Source organism: Paenibacillus sp. J31P316 (genome assembly GCF_056269105.1).
On record NZ_JBWDNI010000003.1, the window covers coordinates 267,404 to 280,456 of the forward strand.

A 13,053-nucleotide genomic window follows, 5' to 3' on the forward strand; every position below is an offset into this window, starting at 1 on the left:
GGATTCTCCCATGTAAAGATCGCGTAAATGCGCCCTCGGAGAAAAATGCGTGATCGCCGAATCTTACGAATTGCCGCTCCTGGCGCTAACGGGCTAGAATCGAGCTATTAATCCGAGCCGCTCAGGGAAGCCGGCCGAAGAATCAACGACGATTCAATCTGAAAGAAGGAGAAATGCGGATGGTGCAAACATGGATCAAAATGAGACGGAGCTGGGAACTGTATCTCCTCGTCCTTCTTCCGGTGCTTTACCTGCTGATATTTCAATACATTCCGATGTTCGGCGTCATCATCGCGTTCAAAGACTTCAATATTATCAAAGGGATTTTAGGCAGCCCGTGGGTGGGCTTTAAACACTTCAATGCATTGTTTCAATCGCCGAATTTCCCGCTGCTCATCAAGAATACATTGCTGATCAGCCTGTACTCGCTTCTCGCGGGATTCCCGGTTCCGATTCTGCTGGCGCTGGCGCTGAACGAAATCCGGATGGGCTTCTTCAAACGCTCGGTACAGATGATCACGTACGCGCCGCATTTTATATCGACCGTCGTGATGGTGTCGATCACCATCTTGATGCTTTCGCCGCATGTCGGCGTCGTGGACAAGCTGTTCTCCTATCTGGGATGGTCGTCGACGAATTTCATGGGCGAGCCCAAATTGTTCAAGTCCATTTACGTATGGTCCGGGGTATGGCAGGAAATGGGCTATGCATCCATCATTTATATCGCCGCGTTGTCTAGCGTCGATCCTTCGTTATATGAAGCGGCTCGCATGGACGGAGCGTCCAGGTTCAAGAAAATCATTCATATCGATCTGCCGTCGCTGCTTCCGATTACGATCACGATGCTGATTCTGAGCTTGGGCAACGTCATGGGCGTCGGCTTTGAAAAAATCTACCTGATGCAAAATTCGCTGAACGTGAGCACGTCGGAGGTTATTTCCACCTACGTCTATAAGGTCGGCCTCCTCGGCGCCAACTTCAGCTTCTCTTCCGCGGTCGGGTTGTTCAACTCCGTCATCAACCTGATCCTGCTCGTCACCGTAAACGCGATATCCCGTAGAGTTTCACAAAACAGCTTGTGGTAGAAAGGCGGCCGTCCATGTTGACCAAACAAACCATCAGAGAACCGTTCGGCGACCGCATGCTGCTCGTCTTCATCTATGCCTTGCTCGGCCTGTTGACGCTAACGGTGCTTTACCCGCTGCTTTATATTCTCAGCTCGTCCCTCAGCTCGCCGAGCGCCGTCGTGTCCGGTCAAGTGTGGCTGTACCCGGTCGAGTTCTCGTTGAAAGCCTATCAGTCGATCTTCAAGAGCTCCCAGTTAATGATGGGCTTCTATAACAGCGTCATCTATACGGTCGTAGGCACGCTGATCAACGTCCTCTTCACCGTGCTGATGGCCTTCCCGCTGTCGCAGCGGGGGATGCCCGGCCGCAAGTACATCATGATTCTCATGATGGTAACGTTGTTTTTCAGCGGCGGTCTTATCCCGACGTATCTATTGGTCAAGAACCTGCACATGCTCGATACGCGCTGGGCGCTGTGGCTCCCCGGAGCATTCTCCATCTTCCAGGTGATCATCGCCAGAACGTTCTTCATGTCTTCCATTCCGCTGGAGCTGCAAGAGGCTTCCCAGATTGACGGCTGCCGAGATACTCGCTATCTATGGAGCATCGTGCTGCCGCTGTCGAAGCCGATCCTCGCCGTTATGACCCTGATGTATGCGGTCGGACACTGGAACGCGTACTTCGATGCCCTGATCTATCTGCGGTCCGAGCATCTGTTTCCGCTTCAATACGTGCTTCGCAACATGCTCATCCTGAACGCGGCCGATCCGGAAATGCTGGCGAACACCGCGCAGTCGCTGCGGGACCAAGGCTTCGAGCAGGTGCTGAAGTACGCCCTCATCGTCGTTGCCTGCATACCGGTGCTTATCATGTATCCGTTCGTGCAGAAGCATTTCGTCAAAGGCGTCATGATCGGTTCCTTGAAGGGCTGATTTGCGGATTGCCCGCGAATCGTTAATTATTAGTGGAGGTGATGCGGACGTTACGGCAATGCATTCATGGCGCAATAAGCAGGGGGACTGTCCGCTAGCGGGCAGGAAAGCGAAGGATACGATTCAAGGAGGAGACGAACATTGAAAAAGTCCATTTGGGTTTCGCTCATGATTGTAATGATCAGCAGTATCGTTCTTTCCGCTTGCGGAAGCTCGGGAAATAATGCAAATACAAGCAATGCGGGTTCAGCCGGTTCGAACGGCGAGGCTTCCGATGCGGCTGATGCCAAGCCGGTCAATCTCGGATTCTTTGCTCCGCAAGGCAAGGCTCCGCTTGAAGATAACGATTACACGAAATACATCGAACAGAAATTCAACGTAAAGATCAAGTGGGATCTGGCGCCTACCGATGCGCTCGTCGACCGCAGACAGCTGCTGCTCGCGAGCGGCGACTATCCGGAAGTGTTCTTGGAAGGCAAGTTCACGAACTCGGACTTGATGACCTACGGCAAACAAGGCGTGCTCGTGCCGCTTAACGATCTGATCGATAAATACGCGCCGAATTTGAAAGCCATGATGGACAAGAAGCCGTACTTGAAAGAAGCGATGACGGCGCCGGACGGCAACATCTACGGCATTCCGCGCTTCAATGAATGTTACCATTGCACGTTCTCGCAGAAATATTGGATGAACAAGGAATGGCTCGACAAGGTCGGACTGGCCGTGCCGACGACGACGGACGAGCTCTACAACGTACTGAAAGCGTTCAAGACGAAAGACCCTAACGGCAATGGCAAAGCGGACGAAATCCCGATGACCGGCGCGCCGAACAAATACGTATGGAACGGCAACGTGGATTCGTTCCTGATGAATGCCTTTATTTATAACGATAACGATAAGTATTTGACCGTAACCGACGGCAAAATCGATTTTGCCGCGAACAAGCCGGAGTGGAAAGAAGGCTTGGCTTACATGCACAAGCTGTACAGCGAAGGCCTGATCGACAAAGCATCGTTCACGCAAAACGACCAAGCGGTCGGCCAGCTCGGCAACCGCGAGGGCGACGAGGTCGTCGGCTCCATCACGACGGCGCTGCTCAGCTACCTGGTCGATACGTACGACGATACGAAAACGCGCAGCAAGCACTGGGTCATCGTACCGCCGCTTAAAGGGCCGGACGGCGTTCAGCTTGCGGGCATGTCGCAAGGCTTCGGCGAATTCGCGATGGCCATCACGAACAAAGCAAGCGAAGCGCAGCAAATCGCGGCAATCAAAATCGCCGACTACGCGTTCACGGAAGAAGGCGCGCTGTTCAGCGAATACGGCGTGAAAGAAGGCATCGGCTGGAAGAAGGCGAACGCGGACGAGCTGAACATCGATGGCAAGCCCGCCAAGTACAGCTTTGCCAATCTTGAGAAGGCCGACCCGAACGTCGTTCGCAACGACAGCTGGTCGCTGCTTGGACCGAAGGATCTGTCGAAGGACTTTCGCGACCTGTTCGCGACGGCGCAGGATCCGCTCACCGGCGCGGGCTACGAGAAACGCCTTGCGGATGCAACCAGCGCGTATGCGCCGTATGCGCCGAAGGAATCGTATCCGTCCAGCGCGTTCGTGCGTCCGGAAGATACGGATACGATGGCGCAATTGGCGACGTCCATCAAGGATTACGTGCAATCCAACATGGCGCAGTTCATCATCGGCGATAAAAACCTCGACAAGGATTGGGATTCCTACGTGAAAGGGTTCGATGGCCTGAACCTGCCGCAGTATGTCCAAATCTATCAATCGGCGATCGAGAAAAAGTAAATCAAGCCCGGTTAACCAAGTCTATCGATTCGAATTTTTATATCGAATCAAACTTCTATATAATAGAGAAAAACAAAACAGCGCAAGCGCACGGGAAGTATTCCTTCGGGTATACTTCCCTCTGCTTGTCCAGGAGCAGGAAGGGGAAATCGACGGATGCGTTACAAAGACAGCGCGCTCACGGCCGCCGAACGGGCAGCCGATCTGCTGGCGCTCATGACGGCGGAGGAAAAGATCGGCCAGATGTCGCAGCCCTTCGGATGGAAAACATACCATAAGCAGGAGGACGGCACGATCGAGCTGGATGCCGGATTTCGGGAACAAATCAAAGCCGGCGGCATCGGTTCCCTGTACGGCACCCTGCGGGCGGACCCGTGGACGGAAGTGACGCTCGAGAACGGGCTGTCCCCGGAAGAGGGCGCGCACGCGATCAATGCCATTCAGCGTTACGCGATCGAGCAATCCCGGCTTGGCATTCCGATCCTGTTCGGCGAGGAATGCTCGCACGGCCATATGGCGATCGGCGCGACGGTGTTCCCGGTGCCGCTTCTGATCGGCAGCGCCTGGAACGTAGAGCTGTACCGCGAGATGTGCCGGGCGGTGGGGCTGGAAACCCGCAGCCAAGGCGGAGCGGCGACGTATTCGCCGGTGCTCGACGTCGTTCGCGATCCGCGCTGGGGCAGAACCGAAGAGTGCTTCGGCGAGGATCCGTACATGATCGGCGAGCTGGCCGCCGCCGCCGTGCAGGGCTTGCAGGGAGAACGGCTGGACGGCGAAGGCAGCGTGATCGCGACGCTGAAGCATTTCGTCGGCTACGGCCACTCGGAAGGCGGACGCAATGCCGGCCCCGTCCATATGGGGCGGCGCGAGCTGCACGAGATCGATCTGTTGCCATTCCGGAAGGGCGTGGAAGCCGGCGCGATGTCCATCATGCCGGCCTACAACGAGATCGACGGCGTTCCTTGCACGACGAACGACGAATTGCTGAACGGGGTGCTGAGACGGGAGTGGGGCTTCGACGGCTTCGTCATCACCGACTGCGGCGCGGTTAATATGCTGGCCTGGGGTCATGACGTGGCGAAGGACGGCGAGGATGCGTCGGCGATGTCCGTGAAGGCGGGAATCGACATGGAGATGTCCGGCGAGATGTTTGCCGCCCATCTGCTCGGGGCGCTTCAGAACGGCCTGCTCGACGAATCCGACCTGGACCGGGCGGTTCAGCGGATCCTGGAGGCGAAGTTCAAGCTCGGCCTGTTCGACAATCCGTACGTCGATCCGGCGGAGGCCGCGCGTATTATTGGCAGTCAGGAGCATAAGGAACTGGCCCGCGAGCTCGCCCGTCAAGGCATCATCTTGCTGAAGAACGAGGGAGCCGCGCTGCCGCTCGCCAAGGAGACCGCGGGTAAAATCGCCGTGATCGGCCCGAACGCCGATCACGCCTACAACCAGCTCGGCGATTATACGTCGCCGCAGCCGCGGGAGGCGATCGTTACCTTGCTGGACGGAATCAAGGCCGCGCTCGGCGAGGAAGCGGGCGACCGCGTACGCTATGCGCCCGGCTGCAGAATTCAGGGCGATTCGCGCGAAGGCTTCGCTTCCGCGCTGTCCTGCGCCGAGCAGGCGGATGTCGTCGTGCTCGCGCTCGGCGGTTCCAGCGCCAGGGATTTCGGCGAAGGGACGATCGACTTGCGGACGGGCGCGTCCGTCGTAACGGGGTTATCCTGGAGCGATATGGATTGCGGTGAAGGAATTGACCGCGCCGGCCTGCATCTGATGGGCGTCCAGCTGGAGCTGGCGCAAGCCATTCATAGGCTCGGCAAACGGCTGATCGTCGTCTATATCAACGGCCGTCCGATCGTCGAGCCTTGGATCGACGAACATGCCGACGCCATTATCGAAGCGTGGTACCCGGGGCAGGAAGGGGGATCGGCGCTGGCGGACATTTTGTTCGGGGACGTCAATCCTTCCGGCAGGCTGACGATATCCGTGCCGAAGGACGTCGGGCAGCTGCCGGTCCGCTATAACGGGAAACGAAGCGGTTCGAAGAAGTATCTCGAGATGGATGCGAAGCCGCGTTATCCGTTCGGCTACGGTCTCAGCTACACGACCTTTGCTTACGGCGATCTGACCGTATACCCTGAAGAGATCGCGCCGGACGGGGAAGCCGTCGTGACGGTCAACGTGACGAATACCGGCGAAGTCCATGGGACCGAGGTCGTTCAACTGTACGTGTCCGACCTCGTCAGCTCGGTGACGAGGCCGGCCAAGGAGCTGAAGGGGTTCGCGCGCGTCACGCTGGCGCCGGGAGAGACGAAGCCCGTTCAGTTTACGATCGACAAGGAACATCTGCAAATGTGGAACGCCCAGCTGAAGCAAGCGGTGGAACCGGGCGAATTTATCGTCACGGTCGGCGGCAGCTCGGCAGAGGGTATCGGCGCAGCGTTGACTGTGCGGAAAGAGGGGTAAGGCATGCATCGCATTCATCGTTTTATTCGCGGTTTATCGGAGCGTCAGTGGGCGGAGACGCAGCCGCTGCGCAATTGGCATATCAAGAAAACCCGCTACGGCTTGCCGGGAGAATACGTGACGCTGCCCGGCGGCGAGGGGAGCTTCCAGGAGGATGTTCAGCTGGACGGGGAGCACGGGATCACGTATTTTCTGACCAAACGGATTGCGATTCCGCGTCACTGGGCGCCGGGTACGGCAGGCTTGACCGTCAGCGGCGGCGGAGAGGGCCTGCTTCGGGTGAACGGCGCGTCGTATCAAGGCATCGACCGTAATCATGACGTCGTGCCGTTGTACCTGGAAGGCGTCGGCCTTGATCCGCTGCTGGAGTTCGAATTGTTCGATCCGATCCCGGAGCCGGTCGATCCGCTGAACGATCAGGCGCCGGTCAATCCGCCGGTGACGCGGTTCGAGGTGAAGCTCGTGCGCTTCAACAAGCCTGTGCGGCAATTGCGCTACAGCTTGAAGACCGTGCACGAGACGATGCAGCTGCTGCCCGAGCAGGACGGCAATCGCCGTCGGCTGCTGGACGCCCTGTACGAGACGATGAACGAATGCGAGGCATGGACGGAGGAAGAATGGCTGAACGGCGAACGGGTGACCGCGGTCGAGCGTCGTCTCGCCGATCGGATCGCTTCGGAATTCCCTCCGGCTCCGAACCAAGGCAAGATGCATATGGTGGGCCAATCGCACATCGACATCGCCTGGCTGTGGCCGGTGCGCGAGACCGTGCGCAAGGTGAGCCGGACCTTCTCCACGATGACGTCGCTGATGGAGGAATATCCGGATTTCGTCTATTCCCAGAGCCAGCCGCTGCTGTACGCGTTCGTGAAGGAGCATGATCCCGCGCTGTACGCCAAGATCAAGAAGGCGGTCGCCGAAGGGCGATGGGAGCTTGTCGGCGGCATGTGGGTGGAGCCGGATCTGAACATTCCGAGCGGCGAGTCGCTCGTCCGCCAAATGCTTCACGGCCAGCATTTCTACCGGGACGAGTTCGGCAAGAGCTCGGCGATCGAATGGCTGCCCGATACGTTCGGCTATTGCGCGTCGCTTCCGCAGCTCTTGAAGCTGGCGGGCGTCGATTATTTCATGACGACCAAGCTGGACTGGAACGATACGAACAAATTCCCGCATGAGCTGTTCAACTGGGTCGGCATCGACGGCACGTCGATCGTCTCGTACTTGAATCATGGATTGAACGAGCATACGCGTCCGAAGAACATGGACGAGCATTGGCGGGAATACCGGCAGCAGGACAAGCTGAACGAGCTGATGCTGCTGTACGGACACGGCGACGGCGGAGGCGGCGTTACGCGAGACATGGTGGAATTCGTGCAGCGCAGCCCGCTTATGCCGGGGCTGCCGGCGGGCAGCTTCAGCACGGCCGGCGCGTTCTTCGACCAGGTCGGCCAGGTCGCGGAGACGCTGCCAGACTGGCACGGCGATCTGTATCTGGAGCTGCATCGCGGCACCTTGACGACGCATGGCCGCAACAAGCGGAGCAACCGCAAGGCGGAGGTGCTGTATCGCGAAGCGGAGATTTGGGCTTCGCTGGCCCGCGCTTATACGGGAGCCGAGGTCAATGCCGATGCGATGAACCGCGGCTGGAAGCTGATGCTGCTGAATCAATTCCATGACATTATTCCGGGCACGGCCATTACGGAGACGTACGAGACGTCGGCAGCGGAGTACGAGGACGTATTCGCCCTCGGCGGACAGGAATTGACGGCATCGATGCTCGCGTTGGCCGGAGCGGTGGATGCTTCGGGCGAAGGAACGCCGTATGTCGTGTTCAACAGTCTCGGCTGGGAACGGGACGAGACCGTCGTCATCGAAGGCGGGGACGAGCTTGCGGGTTTGTGCGCTTATGACGAAGCGGGCTTCCGGCTGCCGTGCGACTGGCTGGCGAATGAACCGGGCGTAGCGAATGAACCGGGCGTAGCGAGTGAGGCTGACGGGGCTGTCGGGGCGGACAAAGTCGGTGGAGCAAGTGCATCCGGCGCATCGGAAGGCAGCTTGCTGGTGACCGTTCCGGCGATTCCGGCTTTCGGCTACAAGACGATTTGGCTCAGGGAGCCGGCCACGCAGGAGGCGCTGCAGCAACGGGAGCCGCAGCAACACGTAGTAAGCGTGGATGCAAGCGAACTCGACGCATGGGAGACGGCGCACTACCGGCTGGAATTCAATGCGCGCGGCGAGATCGTCCGCTGGCTGGACAAGGCGGCGCAGCGCGAGCTTCTGCCGCCGGGCGCCAAGGCGAACGAGCTGCAGTTCTTCCATGACAAGCCGACGTACTGGGATGCTTGGGACATCGATCCGAAATACGAGCGGCAGCCGGCAGGCCAGGCGGAGCTGATCGGGAAGCGGGTCGTGCAGTCCGGCGAGGCGGCCGACATCCTCCGGTTCGAGTGGCAGCTGGGCAAGTCGCGCATCACGCAGGATTTGATCCTCTACCCGCATCAGAAACGGGTGGATTTCAAAACGCGCGTGTCGTGGCATGAGAGCCATAAATTGTTGAAAGCGGCCTTCCCGATCGATATCGTGTCGACCAAGGCCGCATACGAGATCCCGTTCGGAGCGTTGGAGCGTCCGACGCACCGCAATACGAGCTGGGATCAGGCGCAGTACGAGGTGTGCGGGCATCGTTGGGCGGATATATCGGAAGGCGGCTACGGCGTCAGCCTCATGAACGACTGCAAGTACGGCTACGACATCAAGGACGGCGTCCTGCGTCTGTCGCTGCTGCGCGCGCCGAAATGGCCGGATGCCACAGCGGATCAAGGCGAGCATGAATTCACCTATTCGTTGTACCCGCATGAACGGGATTGGCGGAATGCCGAAGTCGTGCGCAGGGCGGCGGAATTGAACCATCCGGCAATCGCGATCCAAGTTCCGGCTGGAAGCGGGGACGGTCGCGGCTCCGGCAAGAGCTTGCCGTCGACGTATACCCTTCTGCAGCTGAACAGCCGCACGGTTATATTGGACACGGTCAAGCCGGCGGAAAGCGGCGAAGGCATCATTCTTCGTTTCTACGAATCGACGGGCAGCCGCGACCAAGTTCAATTCCAGCTGCCGCCGACCGCGCGCAGGGCGTCCGTCGTCAATTTGCTGGAGGACGAATTGGAAGCTTGCAGCGTTAGCCCGGAAGGAATGGTGGCGCTCGCGTTCAAGCCGTTCGAGATCAAATCGATCCATTTGGCATAATCATATTTTCAGGAATGGAAGGGCGGTAATCGCGATGAAAATCGGTTTAAGCACATACAGTTTGCTGGGGGCGCTCAAGTCCGGGGAAATGACAGTATTGGATGCCATTGACTGGATCGCCGAGAACGGCGGCGAGCATATGGAAATCGTGCCGTACGGCTTCACGCTCGTCGATAATCCGGAGCTGGCCGACGCCGTGCGCGAGCATGCGAAAGCCGCCGGCATCGCGCTGTCGAACTATTCCATGCCGGCGAATTTCGTGCAGCCGGACGAGGAATCCTTCGAAGCGGAGATGGCCCGCATGAAAACGCATGTCGATCTCGTGCACAGACTCGGCATGACGCATATGCGCCACGACGTGACGGCGTTTACGATCGAGAAGGAACAGATGACGATTGCCTGGTTCGAGGAAAGCTTGCCGCTCATCGTCAAGGGCAGCCGAATCGTTGCCGATTATGCGGCGCAATACGGCATCACGACGACGATCGAGAATCACGGCTTCAGCGTTCAGGCGAGCGATCGCGTTCAGCGGGTGCTCCACGCGGTGGATCGTCCGAATTTCAAGACGACGCTCGACATCGGCAATTTCATGTGCGTGGACGAGAATCCGGTCATCGGCGTCATGAAGAACCTGCCTTATGCCTCGTTGGTTCATTTCAAGGATTTCTACTTCCGGCCGTTCGACGAGCCGCCGGGCGGAGGAGACTGGTTCCGCACCAGCAACGGCAACTATCTGCGCGGCGCGATCGTCGGCCATGGCGAAATTCCGATTCGGCGCATCATCAAGCTGATCAAAGGTTCCGGATACGACGGGAACATCACGGTCGAATTCGAAGGCATGGAAGAGTGCAAGACGGCGTCGCGGATCGCGATGGATAATCTCCGCACGCTGTGGCAGGAAGCATAACCAAATTCGGATCTAGGGGAAGGCGGGCAAAGCATGCAAACGGAGATGAATGCGCACATTGTTCCTACGGCCAAGCAGCTGGCTTATCAGAATTGGGAGTTCGGCTTGTTTCTGCATTTCGGCTTGCGGACGTTCTATGAAGGGTATGCCGATTTCGACGAGCGGCCGATGACGCCCGCCGCTTTCAATCCGACCGGGCTCGACTGCGAGCAGTGGATCCGAACGGCCAAGGAGGCCGGGATGGAATATGCGGTCCTGACGGCGAAGCATCATGACGGCTTCTCCAACTGGCCGTCCAAGTACAGCCGCTTCACGGTCGAAGCGTCCCCGTGGAAGGACGGCAAAGGCGACGTCGTGCGCGAATACGTCGACGCCTGCCGCAAGTACGGCGTGAAGGCGGGGCTCTATTATTCGCCTTACGACGGCTCGGCCGATTTCTACACGCAGGATGCCAAGGCGTACGACGATTATTTCGTGAACCAGATTACGGAGCTGCTCGGCAATTACGGCGAGATCGACATTCTATGGTTCGACGGCTGCGGCTCCGAGAACCATACGTACGACTGGGATCGGATCATCGGCACGATCCGGCGGCTGCAGCCGGGCATCCTCATCTTCAATATGGGCGATCCCGATTTCCGCTGGATCGGCAATGAAGACGGCATCGCGCCCGTTCCTTGCTGGAACGTGGCCGATGCGACCGATTTCTCCATCTTCACCAAGGAGAAGGAAGCGCTCGGCAGCCGGCTGTGGCTGCCGGCGGAATGCGACGTGCAGATGCGGGCGAACGGCAGCACCTGGTTCTACAGCGATCAAGACGAGCACATGGTCAAGAGCGTCGACGAGCTGATGGGTCTCTATTATCTGTCCGTGGGCCGCGGCACCAATCTGCTGCTCAATATCGGACCGAATCGCGAAGGGCTGCTGCCGGTGAAGGATACGGCGCATCTGGAGGCTTTCGGCGAGGAGATTCGCCGACGCTTCGACCAGCCGATCGCGACGCTTGCGGCATGCAGGCAGGAAGGGCCGGTATGGCGATATGACGCGCAGGAATCCCATTTGCTCGACCATGTCGTCATTCAAGAGGATCTGACGGAAGGCGAGCATGTTCTCGGATTCCGCGTCTCGATCTTGACGGCCAAGACGCATCAGCCGGTCGCCGTCTACGAAGGCAGGAATATCGGACATAAGGCAATCATCCGCCTACCGGCGATCAAAGCCGCCGGCGTCATCGTGGAAGTGACGGCGCACAACGGGGAGAGAGCGCCTGTGCTCCGCGAGCTGTCGATCCACTATGCAGGGGATGCGGGGATATTATAAATCGTTTGTATGAGAGCGATGCATGCTTCATAACGAAGGCCGATCGGATCAAACTTTTGATCTGACCGGCCTTTTTTCCGGCTGATAGGGCATTGTAGCGTTTCCAAACCGGATGATATGATGAACAGGTCAAGCGGTTCATATCATGCTGAAGAGGAGCTCTTAGCCAATGAAAGAAATCCAGCAGCACATGCAAGCGTTTCTCGAACGAACGGTCGACGAGGGCAGGGAACGGGGCGTCCAGCTCGCCGCCTATTATGAGGGTGATTTAATCGTGGACGCTTCCGCCGGCATCGCGGACCGACGCACGGGACAAGCGGTGGACAGCAGGACGCTCTTCCCCGTATTCTCCACGACCAAAGGCATCGCCTCGACGGTCCTCCATCATGTGATGGAGCGGCAAGGGACCGATTACGACCTGCGGATCAGCGAGGTGTGGCCGGAGTTCGGCGTGAACGGGAAAGAGCAGGCGACGATTCGCCATGCGCTCAGCCATACGACCGGCATTCCGCATATGCCGGACGGTATAGGGCTTGCCGAGGTCGTGGATTGGGATCGGATGGCCGCGGAGACGGCCAAGCTCGTTCCCCAATGGCCGCCGGGAGAGCGTATGGAATACCATGCGATTACATTCGGCTGGATCGTCGGAGAGATTGCCAGACGGCTGGACGGACGGTCTTTCGCGGACATTCTGAAGGAGGATCTATGCGATCCGCTCGGCATTCAGGATGAGCTGTTCGTCGGCATTCCGGATGAGGCCGAAGCACGGGTCGCCTATCTGGAGGAACCGGGATTCGATCCGGCCGCGTTCCCGGCGACCGGACTGCAGGCGATCCCGGCTTGGGTCACCCCGCTCGCCGATTGGATGAACCGTTCGGATGCGAGGCGCGCTTGCGTCCCGGCCAGCAACGGCATCATGTCGGCGAGGGCGATCGCCAAGCATTACGCGGCGCTCCTGCCGGACGGCGCGGACGGCATCCGGCTGCTGCCGGAATCCCGCATCAGGCTGGCGGCAACGCTCCAGGATCTACCTGGCCAAGAGCCGCAGTTCAAAGCGCTTGGCTACCAGATCGGCTCGCCGGGCTCCATCATGGGCGGACGCGCCTCCGCGTTCGGCCATGGCGGCTACGGGGGATCCATCGGTTTCGCCGATCCGGATCAACGGCTGGCGGTCGCTTACGTCAATAACTTGTACACGCCTCAAAGCGCGGGCACGGCTATCATTCATGAATTGAAGAAGGGGCTTGGCCTCGCGATCGATTAAGTCCGGATCGGCGCGAACGGCGCGCTCTCCAGGCGCCTAGAAGCGCCT

Annotated in this window: 8 protein-coding genes; all 8 read left to right on the forward strand. The window is 58.8% G+C overall.

The annotated features are described in order from the left end of the window. The first annotated feature begins 179 nt into the window (after positions 1-179). The 8 genes from AC0YNU_RS12370 (at position 180) to AC0YNU_RS12405 (ending at position 13,005) form a co-directional block, all read left to right on the forward strand. The gene (locus AC0YNU_RS12370; protein ID WP_475756747.1) at positions 180-1,085 is read left to right on the forward strand and encodes an ABC transporter permease; all 906 of its coding nucleotides are present in this window, start codon (positions 180-182) and stop codon (positions 1,083-1,085) included. Positions 1,086-1,099: 14 nt separating this feature from the next. Further along, on the forward strand, positions 1,100-1,999 hold the full coding sequence (locus AC0YNU_RS12375) for a carbohydrate ABC transporter permease (protein WP_475756749.1): 900 nt from the start codon (positions 1,100-1,102) through the stop codon (positions 1,997-1,999). Positions 2,000-2,140: 141 nt separating this feature from the next. After that, positions 2,141-3,805, forward strand: coding sequence for a type 2 periplasmic-binding domain-containing protein (locus tag AC0YNU_RS12380; RefSeq protein ID WP_475756752.1), 1,665 nt, complete (start codon positions 2,141-2,143; stop codon positions 3,803-3,805). 156 nt (positions 3,806-3,961) lie between these two features. Next, a complete protein-coding gene (locus AC0YNU_RS12385; RefSeq protein ID WP_475756754.1) occupies positions 3,962-6,271 on the forward strand; it encodes a glycoside hydrolase family 3 N-terminal domain-containing protein in 2,310 nt (769 codons plus the stop codon). Positions 6,272-6,274: 3 nt separating this feature from the next. Continuing rightward, a complete protein-coding gene (locus tag AC0YNU_RS12390; protein ID WP_475756756.1) occupies positions 6,275-9,514 on the forward strand; it encodes an alpha-mannosidase in 3,240 nt (1,079 codons plus the stop codon). Between the two features lie 34 nt (positions 9,515-9,548). Next, a complete protein-coding gene (locus AC0YNU_RS12395) occupies positions 9,549-10,421 on the forward strand; it encodes a sugar phosphate isomerase/epimerase family protein (protein ID WP_475756758.1) in 873 nt (290 codons plus the stop codon). A 33-nt stretch (positions 10,422-10,454) separates the two neighbouring features. Next, the gene (locus AC0YNU_RS12400; protein WP_475756761.1) at positions 10,455-11,741 is read left to right on the forward strand and encodes an alpha-L-fucosidase; all 1,287 of its coding nucleotides are present in this window, start codon (positions 10,455-10,457) and stop codon (positions 11,739-11,741) included. Between the two features lie 169 nt (positions 11,742-11,910). Beyond that, entirely contained in the window at positions 11,911-13,005 is a 1,095-nt protein-coding gene (locus AC0YNU_RS12405; RefSeq protein ID WP_475756763.1) for a serine hydrolase domain-containing protein, read from the forward strand. Positions 13,006-13,053: the final 48 nt, after the last annotated feature.